Origin of the sequence: Campylobacter sp. BCW_6889 (assembly GCF_001762535.1) — a bacterium.
In the GTDB taxonomy this organism is placed as follows: domain Bacteria; phylum Campylobacterota; class Campylobacteria; order Campylobacterales; family Campylobacteraceae; genus Campylobacter_D; species Campylobacter_D jejuni.
On record NZ_MJWZ01000023.1, the window covers coordinates 122560 to 138303 of the forward strand.

Annotated in this window: 17 protein-coding genes; 5 read left to right on the forward strand and 12 right to left on the reverse strand. The window is 29.0% G+C overall.

All coding sequences use genetic code 11. The annotated features are described in order from the left end of the window. Window positions 1-106: 106 nt before the first annotated feature. The 5 genes from fliW to AJ939_RS02465 are packed head-to-tail and all read left to right on the forward strand — an operon-like array spanning window position 107 to window position 2634. On the forward strand, window positions 107-496 hold the full coding sequence (gene fliW, locus AJ939_RS02445) for a flagellar assembly protein FliW (protein WP_002852982.1): 390 nt from the start codon (window positions 107-109) through the stop codon (window positions 494-496). Beyond that, on the forward strand, window positions 496-1227 hold the full coding sequence (locus AJ939_RS02450) for a pyrroline-5-carboxylate reductase (protein WP_044779160.1): 732 nt from the start codon (window positions 496-498) through the stop codon (window positions 1225-1227). The genes fliW and AJ939_RS02450 overlap by 1 nt, the downstream gene beginning before the upstream one ends. After that, on the forward strand, window positions 1224-1526 hold the full coding sequence (locus AJ939_RS02455) for a transformation system protein (protein ID WP_044779159.1): 303 nt from the start codon (window positions 1224-1226) through the stop codon (window positions 1524-1526). Before AJ939_RS02450 ends, AJ939_RS02455 begins: the two co-directional genes overlap by 4 nt. After that, window positions 1523-2185 carry a hypothetical protein gene (locus AJ939_RS02460; RefSeq protein WP_044779158.1) on the forward strand — a complete coding sequence of 221 codons (663 nt, stop codon included), beginning with the start codon at window positions 1523-1525 and terminating at the stop codon, window positions 2183-2185. The genes AJ939_RS02455 and AJ939_RS02460 overlap by 4 nt, the downstream gene beginning before the upstream one ends. Beyond that, window positions 2182-2634, forward strand: coding sequence for a hypothetical protein (locus AJ939_RS02465; protein WP_002859148.1), 453 nt, complete (start codon window positions 2182-2184; stop codon window positions 2632-2634). The genes AJ939_RS02460 and AJ939_RS02465 overlap by 4 nt, the downstream gene beginning before the upstream one ends. On the opposite strand, the gene AJ939_RS02470 is transcribed toward AJ939_RS02465, so the two are convergent. The 12 genes from AJ939_RS02470 to leuS are packed head-to-tail and all read right to left on the reverse strand — an operon-like array spanning window position 2631 to window position 15741. Beyond that, on the reverse strand, window positions 2631-3260 hold the full coding sequence (locus tag AJ939_RS02470) for a uroporphyrinogen-III synthase (RefSeq protein ID WP_002880802.1): 630 nt from the start codon (window positions 3258-3260) through the stop codon (window positions 2631-2633). The two genes, AJ939_RS02465 and AJ939_RS02470, sit on opposite strands and share 4 nt — an antisense overlap. Continuing rightward, window positions 3238-3870, reverse strand: a complete 633-nt coding sequence (gene thiE, locus AJ939_RS02475; protein WP_070233065.1) for a thiamine phosphate synthase — start codon at window positions 3868-3870, stop codon at window positions 3238-3240. Before thiE ends, AJ939_RS02470 begins: the two co-directional genes overlap by 23 nt. Next, window positions 3860-4672 (reverse strand): bifunctional hydroxymethylpyrimidine kinase/phosphomethylpyrimidine kinase, encoded by an 813-nt coding sequence (thiD, locus tag AJ939_RS02480; protein ID WP_070233063.1) that lies wholly within the window; start codon window positions 4670-4672, stop codon window positions 3860-3862. The genes thiE and thiD overlap by 11 nt, the downstream gene beginning before the upstream one ends. After that, the gene (locus AJ939_RS02485) at window positions 4669-5355 is read right to left on the reverse strand and encodes an endonuclease III domain-containing protein (RefSeq protein ID WP_070233061.1); all 687 of its coding nucleotides are present in this window, start codon (window positions 5353-5355) and stop codon (window positions 4669-4671) included. The genes thiD and AJ939_RS02485 overlap by 4 nt, the downstream gene beginning before the upstream one ends. Beyond that, on the reverse strand, window positions 5352-6113 hold the full coding sequence (locus AJ939_RS02490) for an ATP-binding protein (RefSeq protein ID WP_070233059.1): 762 nt from the start codon (window positions 6111-6113) through the stop codon (window positions 5352-5354). Before AJ939_RS02490 ends, AJ939_RS02485 begins: the two co-directional genes overlap by 4 nt. A gap of 1 nt (window position 6114) precedes the next feature. After that, window positions 6115-9051: a DEAD/DEAH box helicase gene (locus AJ939_RS02495; protein WP_070233057.1), complete on the reverse strand. Its 2937-nt coding sequence runs from the start codon at window positions 9049-9051 to the stop codon at window positions 6115-6117. Next, window positions 9051-9446: a polymer-forming cytoskeletal protein gene (locus AJ939_RS02500; protein WP_002868630.1), complete on the reverse strand. Its 396-nt coding sequence runs from the start codon at window positions 9444-9446 to the stop codon at window positions 9051-9053. Before AJ939_RS02500 ends, AJ939_RS02495 begins: the two co-directional genes overlap by 1 nt. Continuing rightward, window positions 9383-10285, reverse strand: a complete 903-nt coding sequence (locus tag AJ939_RS02505) for a M23 family metallopeptidase (RefSeq protein WP_044780205.1) — start codon at window positions 10283-10285, stop codon at window positions 9383-9385. Before AJ939_RS02505 ends, AJ939_RS02500 begins: the two co-directional genes overlap by 64 nt. Then, window positions 10272-11456 (reverse strand): folylpolyglutamate synthase/dihydrofolate synthase family protein, encoded by a 1185-nt coding sequence (locus AJ939_RS02510; RefSeq protein ID WP_074470034.1) that lies wholly within the window; start codon window positions 11454-11456, stop codon window positions 10272-10274. Before AJ939_RS02510 ends, AJ939_RS02505 begins: the two co-directional genes overlap by 14 nt. Further along, complete coding sequence (locus AJ939_RS02515; RefSeq protein WP_070233053.1) at window positions 11422-12819, reverse strand: hypothetical protein; 1398 nt, start codon at window positions 12817-12819, stop codon at window positions 11422-11424. Before AJ939_RS02515 ends, AJ939_RS02510 begins: the two co-directional genes overlap by 35 nt. Next, window positions 12803-13315, reverse strand: a complete 513-nt coding sequence (gene lptE, locus AJ939_RS02520) for an LPS assembly lipoprotein LptE (RefSeq protein ID WP_002860199.1) — start codon at window positions 13313-13315, stop codon at window positions 12803-12805. The genes AJ939_RS02515 and lptE overlap by 17 nt, the downstream gene beginning before the upstream one ends. Continuing rightward, the gene (gene leuS / locus AJ939_RS02525) at window positions 13312-15741 is read right to left on the reverse strand and encodes a leucine--tRNA ligase (protein WP_070233051.1); all 2430 of its coding nucleotides are present in this window, start codon (window positions 15739-15741) and stop codon (window positions 13312-13314) included. The genes lptE and leuS overlap by 4 nt, the downstream gene beginning before the upstream one ends. Between the last annotated feature and the right edge of the window lie 3 nt (window positions 15742-15744).

Below are 15744 nucleotides of genomic sequence, written 5' to 3' on the forward strand. Positions count from 1 at the left end.
GTTCTTCTAAAATTATAATAAAATTAATTAAATAATTTAAAATTTTTGGAATGATTATTGCTTATTTTATGTTAAAATATTAAACATTATAACTTGAGGAGAAAACATGACCCTAGCTGTTAAATGCCCTATCTTAGGTTTTGAAGAAACCAAAAATATGGAATTTTCAACTATCGATGAAGTATTTGTAAGACTTAAAAGTCTTGATGGTAAAGACTTTTCTTTTGTTTTAATTAATCCTTATTTAATTAGACCTGATTATGAATTTGATATACCAACTTATTATCAAGAGCTTCTTTCTTTAACACCTGAATCTAATATGAAAATTTTTAATATAGTAGCCATAGCAAAAAGCATTGAAGAATCGACAGTGAATTTTCTAGCTCCAGTAGTCATTAATCTTGATAATAATACTATGGTACAAGTGATACTAGATACAGTTAATTATCCGGACTTTTTTCAAGCTGATCAAATTGCTAATTATATTAAAAAATAATGCTCTATATACTTGCAAATGGAGCTATGGCAACAGCCTTAGCCTATGGATTAAAAGATGATTATGAAATTTGTATAGTAGGAAGAAGTATAGAAAAACTTCAAGCCCTCACCAAAGAAGGCTTTAAAACCTTACTTTACAAAGATTTTAACATAGAAGGTAAAGATGTTATTTTAGCATTTAAACCCTATGCTTTAGAAAATATTGCTCAAATGCTAAAAGGACAAGCACGTATCTTAATCTCTGTTTTAGCCAATGTTGATTTTGAAAAACTACAAACCATCAAAGCTCAAAATTATGTTAGAATAATGCCTAATACAGCAGCTAAATATAAGGCTTCAACCACACCATATATACTTAAAAACTCTCATTTTGAAAATGAAATTTTAGACATTTTAAAAACTTTTGGCTCGGCTTATAAATTAGATAATGAAATACAAATGAATGCAGCTATGGCGATTAGCGGCTGCGCTCCTGCTTTTTTAGCACTTATAGCAGAAAGTATTGCTAATGCTGGAGTTTATGAAGGTTTGTCAAAAGAACTTAGTCTCAATCTTACGCGCTCTTTATTTAAAAGCTCTAGTGCTTTACTAGAACATGAACATCCAGCTATTATCAAAGAAAATATTTGCTCTCCTGGCGGAGTTACAATAAAAGGCATAAAAATACTCGAACAAAAAGCAATTCGCGGAAGTTTTTTTGAAGCCATAAATGCTAGCAGCGCTAAATGAAAAAGGCTTTCATACTTATAGAAAGTATTAGTGCTATAACGATCATATCTTTAATTTTCATTGGCATTTTTTATTATTATACTCAACTTTACAAAAACTATGAAAATTTAAATATTTTTGAAAGACTCTATAGACTTCAAGAAGAATTATATGAAAAGCCCATTTTTAAAACCATCATACTTCAAACTTCAGCCTTAAAACCTATAATTTTACAAGAACAGTTTGTTAATGATGGTATATTTCAATTTCAAAAATTATATTTTCAAGATCAAAATTATAGTGTTTATTTTAAAGAATGAGCAAAGCTTTTACACTTTTTGAACTTATATTATCGCTAATACTTTTTACTTTTATAGCTAGCTTACTTTCAAAACCTTTAATGGATTTTTATCATTTAAATTTCACTGCTTTACATACAAACAATCTTATCACTCAAACACATTTAAACTTGCTTAAAATAGAAAAATTAATACAAAATTGTATTAATATTACATTTTCACAAAATACATTAAAATGTCTTTTAAAAGATGAGTTAATTAGCCTAAAAGATAATAAACTTTATCTTATTAATTCTGCTCTTATTTTAGAAAATAATCATACACTTTATTCACCTCATTCTGATTTTAAAACACAACTCCAAAACAGAAAAGATTTATATAATGACAATGAACATATTGGCTATGCTTATAAAATTAATAAGGTTGAAAAAATATTCATCTTAGAAAATGGTATATCTGCAAATTTTACAGGTAGTTTTATTCCTTTGCAAGCTCAATTAGTTATCAAATTGCAAAATGGAGAACTTATATATGAAATAAAGCCAAAATTTAATGGACAATTAAACCAACAAGGATTAATTTCTAAAAACATAAGCTCATTTAACCTGCAAAACAATAAATTAAAAATTTGCCTAAAAAGACAAACAAAATATTGCCTTGAAAAAAGAATTTTACTATGAAAAAAGCTTATGTTTTAATTTGGACAATTTTTTTAATATTACTAATAAGTCTATGGATGAGCTTGACCTTAAACATATCTAGCTACACTCCAAAAATAATCCAAGATAGTTATTACTACCTTCAAGCTCAAATTTTAAGTCATAATGCAACACAATTTTCTAAATATTTTTTATATCAAGCAAAGCAAGAAAATAAAGAATGTTTAGATAATATATATTTTAATTACACAAAAGCTTTGATTAAAATAAAATATTTTTATCCTATTGCACAATGTGTTAATTTTAAATTTTCCAACTTCAATCCCGATGCAAATTTAAGCAAAGATGGTGTTATTATAGCCCACATTAGCATTGCTTTAAATCGTGATAAAAACGTCAATGATGAAATTTTACTCACAAAAAGCATTATTATTTATCCCAAAGAAAATTTTTGGAATTTAAAAAATTAAACCAAAGTCTTAGCAAGCTTAACACACTCTAAAAGACTTTGATTTTCGCATATATAAAGATTTTTAAAATTTAAAAGCTTCTTTGCTGTGCTTTGTCCTATAACTACAACCTTATCTTCTTCTTTTAAGCTATAAAATTTTAAAAAATTTTCTACACTTAAAGGAGAGGTAAATATAAAAATAGCAGGATGAGTAAGTTTTTTGTCACCTTTTTTAAAAACATTTTCATAAACAATCACTTCATCTAAATCCACACCTACATTTTTAAGATCCAAATTTAAAGTTGAAACAATATTTTTAGCCCTTAAATACAAACATTTTTGCGTTTTTAATTCCTCTTTAAATTCAAGAAAAAGATCTTTTCCATAAGCCTTTGATGGAATTTTAATCTTTTTAAAACCTAAATTTTTAGCGTATTGAGCTGTACTTTGTCCTACAGCGTATAAATTGAGTTTAAAATTTAAAGTGATTTTTGCATGTTGTAAAGCTTTTAAAGCATTTTTTGAGGTGCAGATTAAAGCATCATATAAACTTAAATCCACACTAAAATCGTAAAAAATAATCTCATTTAAAATAAGATTTTCCACCCCTTTAAAAGGAGTTTCATTTAAAAGGTAAATTTTCATAGATTTTACGCTTTAACTCTTTAGCTGCCAAAAAAGCATCTTTAGCATCCATGATCGCCCTAACCACAGCCACGCCGCTTAAATTTATACCCTTTAACTCATCAAGCACTGCTTTATCAACCCCTCCTATAGCTACAACCCCTATAGGACTTTTATCACAAATTTGACTTAAAAGCTCAAGGCTTAAAAGCGAACTTTCTTTAGTAGGTGTTGTCTTAATGGCTCCACAACCTAGATAATTTGCTCCCTGTATGAACTCAAGTTGTTCTAGCTTTTTAAGGCTTAAGCCTATGATTTTTTCATCTCCCAAAAGCTTTCTAGCTAGTTTTACTTCTAAATCTTCCTGCCCTAAATGCACCCCATCAGCATCTAAAGCTAAAGCTATGTCCACTCTATCGTTAATTAAAAAAGGTATTTTATAAGCCTTGCAAAGTTTTTGTACTTTTAAACCTAGTTTATAAAATTCTCTTGCATTAAGCTCTTTTTCACGAAGTTGTATGATACTTACTCCGCCTTTTATAGCATTTTCTAAAGTATTTAAAAAACACTCCTCGCTTTTATTTCCCTGAGAAGCAACTAGATAAAGACTAAGATCTAATTTATTTTTCATCTAAAAACTTGAAAAAATGATTTGTAGGACCACAACCTTTTCCAAGATTGAGTGAATAATAAATCGCATTTCTTACATATTCTTTAGCTTCACTAACGGCGTGAAATAAATCCTTGCCCTTAGCTAAATTACTAGCAATAGCCGAAGAAAGCGTACAACCTGTACCATGAGTATTTTTAGTTTCTATGCGTTCGCCTTTTAAAATATAAATTTCTTTTCCATCATAAAGCACATCATTGGCATTTTCTTCACTATGTCCGCCTTTAAGTAAAACCGCCTTAGATCCCAAGCTACATAAATGCTTAGCTGCCTTTATCATCTGCTCTTCATTGGCAATCTTAAAACCACATAAAAACTCTGCTTCAGGAATATTAGGCGTAAGAATGTCTGCAAATTTTACTATGGTTTGTTTGAAAAAATCACAATTTTCTTGAGGCATTAAAGCATAACCATTTTTAGCAAACATTACAGGATCAATCACTATATTTTGAGGTTTAAACTCGCTTAAATTTTTAGCTACACAGCTCATTAATTCACAAGAACCTATCATTCCGATTTTAGTTGCCTTTGGCGCTATATCTTCAAACACGGCAAGCATTTGTTCGTCCACGCTTTGAGTAGGTATATCGTGTACAGAAATCACCCTTGCGGTATTTTCAGCTACCACACTTAAAACCACACTCATACCAAAAAGATTGTGTGCACTAAAGGTTTTAAGATCGGCTTGTATCCCTGCTCCACCACTACAATCACTCCCTGCTATAGTTAAAACAGGTATAAGTTCACTTCCTTTTGCTTTCATAAATCTTCCTTTAAAATTTTAATCCATTCTTCACCCTTAGGGCTTAATTTTTGTCCTTTAAAACTCTGTTTTGCAAAAGCTACGATCAAAGCATGAAAAATTTGATAAAGTTCGTAAAGTTCGCATTTTTTTCCTAAAATTTTACACAAATTTTCTTGCTCACTTTCTATGCCACTTTGAAAAAATTCTCTTAATTCTTCATAATTTTCAAACTCATAACCTAAGTAAAAAGCCAAACGCAAACTATAGCTATCTACAACCAAAATCTCTCTTTTACAAAGATAGCTTAAAATACCATCAACACTTTCAAAACCTAAACCTTTGATATTTAAAAGCCATTCTCTGCTTACATTTGTTTTAAAATTTTCTAAATTTTTATAAGTGTTTATGATACTTTCTACCAAGCCTTTTAAACGCTTGGCTTTGGTGTTGTAAAATCCGCTAGGCTTAATTAAAGTTGCAAGTTCTAAATTGGATAAAGTATTGATTTGTTCTAAGCTTGCAATATTTTCTTTTTTTAAATTGTCTAAAGCTTTTAAGACATTTTTCCAATTTGTATTTTGAGTTAAAATCACAGAAATTAAAAGCTCAAATTCACTCAATCCTTGATTTTCAAGCCAATCAAAATCATGATAATTTAAATCCAAATTTAAAAGCTTGGTAAAAATTTGCGCTCCAGTCATTTAAAATTCTCCTTAAAAGCCAAATAAAATTGCTTTGCAGTACGACCACTTCTACTTGCTCTTAGAGTAGTAAATTCTTTAGCTTTAGCGTGTAAAAGCTCTTTATCACAAGAATAATCTTTAAAATAAAAATCTATCATCTTTAAATACTCTTCTAAATTTCCTTGATAAAAACTTAACCACAAACCAAATCTATCACTCAAGCTTAATCTTTCTTCAGCAGCATCGCTTAAATGAAGTTCTGTATGTGCAATTTGCGTATCAAGATTATCAGCAATGCTTTCACTTAATAAATGCCTACGATTTGAACTCGCATAAATAATTACATTATTTGGGGCTTTTTCTATGCTTCCCTCAAGTAAAGGTTTTAAAAATTTATAACTATCATCTCCCTTCTCAAAAGAAAAATCATCACAAAAAAGTATGAATTTAAAATTTTCTAATCTGATTTCATCGATGATATCTGCTAAGGCAAATAAATCTTCTTTATTTAATTCAACAAGTCTTAAGCCCTGATCTTTAAATTCGTTAAATATAGCCTTAATTAAACTTGATTTTCCAGTACCCTTAGATCCCCATAAAAGTGCGTGATTTGCCCCTTTGTTTTGAATGAAATTTAAAGTATTTTCATAAAGTGCTTTTTTTTGTTTTTCCATACCTACTAAATCTTTTAAAGCAATAGGATCGATTTCAAAAATAGGCTTTAAATAGTCTTTTCTTGCTCTATAAATTGCTGCATAAGTTTTATTCCAATCCATTTTAAGCCTTTCTTAAATGCGTTAAAATTGCCTCTAAAATATCATCATCGTCTTTGCTTTTTGCTTTGATGAGTTCTTTTTCATCATTTAAAGCAGTAAATTGAATATTTTGCTCATAGTTGCTAATACTTTTAAATTTATTTAAAGCTAAAATTTTAATAATAATCAAAGATAAAAATTGCTTAGTATAAACATCAAGTTTTCCAAAGCGATCTTCAATTTCACCTTCGATCTCATAAACCTCATGAACTTGCTCACACTTGCTAAGTCTTCTATAAAGTTCTAATCTTAAGCGATCTTCGCTGATAAGCTCACTATTTAAAAAGGCATTAACATTGAGTTTTAAATCAAGTTTATTTTCTTTTTGATCCACTTCATTTTTACTTAAAGCATTAAGTTCATCTTCTAACATTTTAAGATATAAACTATATCCAATTTGCTCGATATGTCCACTTTGATCTACGCCTAATAAATTTCCACCGCCACGAATTTCAAGATCATGATAAGCCAAAACAGAACCTGCGCCTAAAAAAGAATTACTTTCTAAAGAAACTAGACGCTTTAAAGCATCTTTTGTGATAGCATTTTTATCTTCGATTAAAAAATAACAATAACCTTGCTTATCACTTCTTCCTACACGCCCACGCAATTGGTGCAAATCAGCCATACCAAAACGATCGCTTTTTTCTACTATGATAGTATTTGCATTAGGTAAATCAATCCCACTTTCTACGATAGAGGTACTTAAAAGCAAATCATATTCTTTGTTTTCAAATTTCAACATTTCTTCTTCTTGCACCTTGGCATCGATTTTAGAATGTAAAATCAAAATACGCAAAGTAGAAAAAAGTTCTAATAAATGTTTTTTACACTGCTCTATACTTGCAATATGATTATGAATATAAAAAATTTGCCCACCACGTCTTAACTCTCTTGCTATAGCTTCTTTTAAAAGTGCGTCATCATTTTCTTTGACAAAAGTTCTTACATCCATTCTATCTTCTGGTGGAGTTTGTAAAACACTATAAGATTTTATAGAACTTAAAGCTTGATTTAAGCTTCTTGGTATAGGGGTTGCTGACATGGATAAAATATGTGAATTTTGAGTGATTTCTTTAAGCTTTTCTTTTTGCTTCACTCCAAATTTATGCTCTTCATCAATAATAACAAGAGCTAAATTTTCACATTCTACACTTAAAAGCGCATGAGTTCCTACAACTACACAAGCTTTATTTTCTTTTAAATTTTGTAAAACTTGTTTTTTTTCTGCACTACTTGTAAAGCGATCCAGTTTAAAAACCTTTATATCAAAAGGATCAAAACGCTTTTTTAAGGTTTTATAATGCTGATGAGAAAGCAAAGTTGTAGGCGCAAATAAAAATGCACAAAATCCACTTTTAACCACTGGATAAATAGCATTCATGGCAACTTCTGTTTTTCCAAAACCCACATCACCGCTTAAAAGCCTATCCATAACTTTTCCACTTTGAAAATCTTGCAAAATTTCATGACAAGCTTTCTCTTGATCGCTTGTATAAATAAAACCTGCACTAGTTATAAAATCAGCTTGTCTATTTAAATCCACTGTAATTTTTTTTGCTTGCACCAAAGATCTTTTAGCCGCCATAATAACAATTTCAGAAGCTATGGCTAAAAGTTTAGTCTTTAATTTTTCTTTAAGTTTAATAAAGCTTGTTTTACCTAGTTTATCTAAGCTTGGAATAGATCCACTCACACCCAAATATTTATCAATCAAATAAAGATTTTCCACTGGTAATAAAAGCTTATCAGAATTTTGATACTCTATAGCAACAAACTCTTTTTTTGCTCCGCTTATCACTATCATCTCAAGACCTAAAAATTTGCCCACTCCATAATCTTCGTGCACTATATAATCCCCATTTTTAAGCTCATCTATAATCAAACTAGCTTTTTTTCTTGTTTTTTGTTTTTCTTTTTGATTTAAAGAAATGATTAGCTCTTCAGGACTAATAAGATTAAGCCTTAAATCACTTTTTACAAAATGGATATTTTGAGTATCTTCAAGCTCCAAAGCTTTAAACAAAGCTTCATTTTTAGCTAAAAGTGTGATTTTTTTATTTTTATGAAATTCAAAAAAATCTTTATTGTAAGAACTTTGCAATTCTTTAAATTTTTTAGCTTGAGGTAAAATTTTTGCATTCACAAAACTTATATCTTTTTCATATTCATTAATATCAAACTTTTCACAAGCTAAAAAATCAAGTTCTAAATAATCAAAAAAATCATCAATACACCAAAATCCTAAAGAATTAATATCATGTATTAAAGTATCGCTTTGAAAATCTTCTAATTTGTCCTTAAAAATTTCATAATTTTCTTTGTCAAAATATTTTAAAAAAGGACAAATTTCAAAATATTCTAGTTCATTAGGAATAGACTTTTGACTTTGCAAATCAAAATATCTTATGCTTTCAATCTCTTCGCCAAAAAGTAAAATTCTAATAGGATTTTCTTCATTGATACAAAAAATATCAATAATATCCGCACGAATTGAAATTTCACCTTTATCCTGAACTATATCTACAAATTCGTATCCCAATCTTGAAATTTCATCTTCAAAACATTTCAAATCAAAATTTTGTTTTTTATCGATATGATAATTTTGTAAATGTTTTTTTGAAGGAAGTTTTTTTAAAACAGTATTTAAAGGAGAAATAAGGATTTTTTTTTCTTCTTCTTTATGATAAGCATTTAAAATCTTGCAAAGATCAAAAAGTTCTTTGGAAAAAGCCCTTAAATCATCTCCAAACTGCGCTCTAAAATCAGGTAAAACAAAGGTTTTTAAACCCTTAAATCGTGAAACTTGAGCAAGTAAATCTGCTTGTTTTTCATCTTTACAAAGCAAAAGTTCACAAATTTTTGGATTTTGTAGGTATTCATAAAATGAAGCTTGCATTATTCTTCGTTGTTATTTTCAATAAGTTTGATAGTATCTTCTTTAATTTTACTAGTTCCATTAAAGCGACCGCCATTTTCTATAGAAATTTTTTGCGTTGAAATATCGCCATTAACAACTCCGCCTGCTAAAATTTCTAAACTATTAGCCTCAAGCTGCCCTTCAAAATACCCATTTACTACAATTTTATCTGCTTGTAATTCACCTTTTAAATTTCCATTTTTTCCGATAACTACAATACTTTCAGAATGAATAATACCACTTAACTCTCCATCAACATGAAGCATAGAAGCAAAATAAAATTTACCCTCAATTCTCGCACCTGAAGAAATTACTGTTGTTTCTGAGCTAGAGCTGGATGTTGGGCTGATACCGCCTTTATTAAAGATTGCCATGGAACTCTCCTTTCTTGATTAAAAAAATCATTCATATTTTTTCTTTGCAAATTTAAAAAATACAAAGGTTCTAAAGTTTTATTAATAAACCTTACCTCATAGTGCAAATGCGGCCCCGTAGAAAGACCTGTATTGCCACTATAACCTATCAACTGCCCTTTATTAACAAATTGACCCGCTTTGACTACTTCTTTGCGCATCATATGAGCAAATACTGTTTTAAAACCAAAATTATGCAATAAAATTACATTATAACCATAGCCATTATCATTATAACCTGAAAATTCCACCACTCCACTTGCTGGTGCATAAATAGGAGTACCAATTTCTGCTCTTAAATCAATGCCAGGATGAAATTCCCTTCTTTTTAAAAGCGGATGCTCTCTCCAGCCAAAATTTCCCGTAATACCTTTATTTTCAATAGGCCATCCATTAGGAATTTGTCCCAAAATTCCAAGTTGCTGCTCATTGGTAAGCTGAAGATTATCAAGTCTTGCACTAATTGTAAGATTATTTTCTGCTTCTAAGCCCAAAGCCTCTTCAAAAGAAGCTATTTTATCTTCTATAGCTGCATACTGCTGAGTTTTTTCTTCTATGCTTTTTTGCATTTGCGAATTAGATAATTCCAATTCTTTACTTTTTTTCAAAAGCTCCTCACGCTTTTCACTGATATCACTAAGTTTGCTATCGAGATATTTGATATAAAAACCACTAAAAACTAAAAATAAAACAATAAAAGCAATAGTATAAAAAACTATTTTTTTGATTATTTGATTTAAATAAAAATGTCTTGAACCGTTAATATCTGTAATGGTAATAGTGAATTTATTTTTTACCACACCACTCCTTTAAAAAATTTTCTACCAGCATAAAAGAGCCAAAAACTAGATTTTTTTTATTTTCTTCTAATTTTACAAATTCTTTACATTGTATGCCTAGCTTTGATGCAATACTATAAATTTCATCATCAGCCAGCTTTCGTTCTGCACTTTTATATTTATATATTTGTATTGTATCAATAATAGGCTTTAATGCATTTAAAATTTGAAAAATATCCTTATCTAAATAAGCATTATAAATAAGATTTATTTTTTCTCCTTGAAATTTATCAAGCATAGCCTTAGCAGCCATGGGATTATGACCCACATCAACAAAAAAATTTGGAGAAATTTCTTGGCATCTTCCTTGTAAATTTAACTCTTGTAACTTTTTTAAAGCTTCTAAGGTTTTTTCTTGCGAAGTTAAAATTTCACAAGCCTTTAATGCAAGCTTTAAATTATGCTTTAAAAAATAAGGTAAAACAAACTTTTTACAATAAATCTCAAAATTTTCTTTCAAAAAAGGATTTAAGGAAGAAACTTGCAAATCAGCTTTTTTTAAAAAAGCAATTTTTTTTGCTAAATTTAAAACATTTTGCTCTTGCTCATCACTTATAAGCGCTATAGGTGCCATAATTTTAAGCTTGGTTCTTGCAATATCTTCTAAAGAATTACCCAAAATTTGAACATGGTCAAATCCAATTCTTGTAAAAATATTCATTCTTCTTTCAAAAACAGAAGTAGCATCATATTCTCCACCCACCCCTGCTTCTAAAACAATGAAATCGCATTTTTGAAATAAAATCATAGCTAAAAAAGTAGCATATTCGAAATAACTTAATTTTTGCAAGTCTTGTTTAAAAATTTCTTCAAGTCTTATATGAGCTTGTTCTAATTCTTTATCATTTGCAATCTTACCATCAAGATAAAATCTTTCATTAAAACTGAAAATGTGCGGGCTAGTATAATGCCCTATTTTATAATTTAAATTTTCTAAAAGTTGGGTTAAATATCTACCCGTGCTACCTTTACCGTTTGTGCCTATAAGTTGAATTATAGGAATATTTTTAAAACATTTCTTATATTTTTCATACATTCTAAACATCAAAAAACGGTCAATTTTATCGTAATTTATGCTTTTTTGGGCTAAAAAATTCTCAACTTTCATTATATTGTTCATTAACCGCTGCAATTTGCTTTATTAACTCATCTAAAATATTAATACTTGGTTTACTTTGCTTATCAAGATAAGCCACGTGAATTTTAGGGGTTATAATATCTTGCTTATAAATAAATCTAAAATTTTCTATAGTTTTAAGATTTGTATTTACAAGCTGTGTAATTTCATCTTTGCTTTTTCCTGGCGAAACAATCAAATAACTCTTTTCATCTATCATCCACAGTTCATCAAATTCGCTACAAGAATCTTTTAAAATTTTTTTAAATCGAACAAAAATTTCATTCAAACTTCCCATACCATATTTTTCCATAATGAAACGGTAATTTACTATAGAAAATAAAGCTAAAGAATAATTAACTTTATACTTATTAAAATTTTCATCCATTTTATCAAGCTCTTTAAGAACACTCCAAGCCTCTCTCTCCTCCAAATTTTGCGTGAATTCAATTTGATTATTTAAAGATGTAATTTTTTCTCCAAGTTGTTTAAATTTTAGTTTTAAATCCTCAAAACTAAGTTTTACTTCCCCATTTTCATCTGGTTTTAAGGTATTGATAAAATCCATATTTTTTTCATTCGATTTATTAAGCAAAACAAGTAATTCATAGATTTTTTTTAGATTATCATTAAAAAAATTTAAATTTTTTTGGACATACATATTATCAACCATTATGCGATGATTGATAAATTCCATTAATTCGTTCTTAAAATTTTCTTCGCCTATTACAAAAGGCTTTTGTGTTAAATTTTGTATAAAACCTTGAATTTTTAAATCTTCTACCAATGAAGGATTTAAACCCAAGCATAATAATTCACTAAAGTGCTCATAACTACGCTCTTCAAGTTTAACTAAGAGTTTTTTAATCACGCTATCATAATCATCATATTTACTAATGCCATATTTACGAGCTTGTTCTTCTAAATTATTTTCATCATAATTTCTTTCAAGCTCTTTCCATTTTTTGGTAAGCAAGTAAATACTTTCACTATCCATAGTTTTAGAAATTCTAATCGAAGTCACCTTAGCCAAATCTCTTATCTTTTTATCCTTACTTATTTGCAAAGTTTTAGATATAGTATATAAAAAATCAAAAAATTCACTAAATTGTTTTCCGCTTTGTCTATTTAAAACAGAAATTAAAAAACTAATTAGTTCTTCTAAACTTCTTATAGTTTTAGAATTTAATTCTTGTTGATAAATCGGTAAAAGCAAGGTTTTGTATTTGTCAAGTTTAGCTTTATTTGAGCTTGTGATACCATATTTTAAAGATAATTCTTCAAAAATTTCCGTATAATTTTCAGGAGTTGGTTTTAGTTTTCTTTCTTTTAATGCAATTAAAGTTTGCTTTGCTATTTCATTAGTATTTGGAATCACGTTTTTGCCCTTTAATAGCAATTACGGAAATAAACTCATCAAATGCCTCGCTTGAAGCTGCTCGAATAGCCTCATACCTTGCAGAATCACTAATAATACTATTTGGAGAAATTTCAAAATTATAACTTCCACTTGTACTAAAAGCCTGACTTGAACCATCTTTAAAGACAACATTAAAATCTAAATTTAATTTAGCTTTATAACTAATAACATAGCCATTTTTATCATAAGCTAAAGGAATAAATTCTAAATTATTCATTTTAACATTAATTACATCATCTGCCTCGTGTTTTAAAGCAAGTTTACGCCCTAATTTTGAAATTACCATTTCTTTTAAAGTATCGGCAACATAGATACTATTTTTTGGGTCTTGTTGACTTAATTCAACATTAACATAAACCTTCTCATCAAAAATATTATTAGCGATTTTTGATGTAGGAACATATCCACAAGCACCTAAAAATAAACCTATACAAAAAATTAAAATCTTTTTCATTTAATCACTAGATTAACTAGCTTTCCTTCCACATAAATTTCTTTAACTATACTCTTACCTTCAAGCCATTTAGCAGTATTTTCTTTTGCAAAAGCTAAAATTTCTTCTTTGCTCGCACTACTTGAAATTTCAAATTCAGCCCTTTTTTTACCATTAATACTTACAGCTAAATTTAAAGTATCTTTTACAAAAACCTCTTCTTTAAGTTCTAATTTTTTGAAATTTTTACATTTAAAAAGCTCCTCGCTAAGCTCAAAACAAACATGAGGAATAATAGGCTCTAAAATATTTAAAATAATATAAAAAGCCTCTTGCTCCAAAGCTTCATTTTTACAAAGCGCTAAAGCATTTAAAGCCTCCATACAAGCTGCAATTAAAGTATTGAAAGCAAAACTTTGATGATAAACTTCAAAGGATTTTTTCAAAGCTTCATATACCTTTAATCTTGCATATTTTTCTTCTTTATTTAAATTTTCTTGTTTTAATTCTACAAGCTCACCTTTTTTAACATTTTGCGCCCTATCATAGAGTTTGCAAATAAATCTATAAGCCCCTTCAACAGCATCATCATTCCATTCAAGCTCTTTAGCCGGAGGCGCAGCAAAAAGTATAAAAAGTCTTGCGGTATCAGCACCGTATTTTTCTATAATCTCATCAGGATCTACAACATTGCCTTTTGATTTTGACATTTTAGCACCATCTTTTAACACCATACCCTGAGTTAAAAGTCTATCAAAAGGTTCATTTTGCGTTAAATAACCCAAGTCTCTTAAAGCTTTTTGGAAAAATCTCGCATAAAGTAAATGCAAGATTGCATGTTCAATACCACCTATATATTGATCCACACTCATCCAATACTTTACACTTTTTTCATCTAAAGCTTTTTCCTGCCAAGTTTTCTCATCACTTGCAAAACGTGCAAAATACCAAGAACTTTCAAAAAAAGTATCTAAAGTATCGCTTTCTTTTTGAGCCTCTTTGCCACATTTTGGACAGATACAATTTTTCCAAGTTGGATGTTTATCAAGTGGATTGCCCTCTCCTGTAATTTGCACATCTTCAGGCAGAGTAATAGGTAAATTTTCTAGTTTTTGAGGTACTATACCACAGCTTTGACATTTAATCATAGGAATAGGCGCACCCCAATATCTTTGACGCGAAACACCCCAATCACGAATTTTAAAATTTACAACCCTTTTTCCTATATTTTTAGCTTCAAACTGAGAAATGATTTTTAATCTTGCCTCATTACAATCAAGATTATCAAATTCTTGACTATGGATTAATTTTCCTGATTTTTGCGTATAAGGTAAATTTTCTTGAGTTTGAATAACTTGTTTGATGGCAAGATTATATTTTGTTGCAAATTCAAAATCTCTTTCATCATGAGCTGGAACAGCCATAACCGCTCCACTACCATAATCAGCCAAGACAAAATTAGCCACCCATAAAGGAATTTTTTCTCCGCTTAAAGGATGAATGGCATAAATTCCTAAAAAATAACCTTCTTTTTCAGAACTTTGTCTTTCTCTTGGGCTTTGATTTTGAATAGCTTTGATTTTATTTAATACATCTTGATTTAATAAATTTTGCGAAAGCAAATTTTGAACAATTTTATGTTCTGGAGCTAAAGCGATATACGAAACTCCATAAATTGTATCTGCTCTTGTAGTAAAAACTTCTAAAGAACTTTCTTTAGTTTTTTGCTTGCTTTCTTCGTCTAAATTTAAAGAAAATTCCAAACCTTCGCTTTTACCAATCCAATTTTCTTGCATAGTTAAAACTTGATTAGGCCATTTATCTTTTAATTCTTCTAAATCTTTTAAAAGTTCCTCAGCATAAGCAGTGATTTTTACATAATAACCTGGCATTTTTTTCTGCACCACTTCATGACCACAACGCCAACATTTTCCGTCTTCAACTTGCTCATTAGCCAAAACCGTTTGATCTTGTTCACACCAATTTACATTTGCTTCTTTAGTGTAAATCAAACCTTTTTCAAACATCTTAATAAAAAATTCTTGCTCAAATTTTGTATAAAGTGGATCTGAAGTAGCAAGCATTCTTTTTTTAGAAAAAGAAAAACCTAAAGAAAAAAGTTCTTTTTTCATATAAGCTATATTTTCATAAGTCCATGACTTAGGATGAATTTTATGTTTAATAGCTGCATTTTCAGCAGGCATACCAAAACTATCAAAACCTATAGGATGTAAAACATTAAAACCTATCTTGCGATAATATCTTGCTAAAGCATCACCTATAGTATAATTTCTTACATGCCCCATGTGAATGCGTCCGCTAGGATAAGGAAACATCGATAAAATATATTTTTTAGGCAAATTTAAATCATCTTTTGGCTCAAAATATTCCTTTTCATCCCAAATTTTTTGCCATTTTTTTTCTATTAAACTTGCTTCATAAGCCATAAA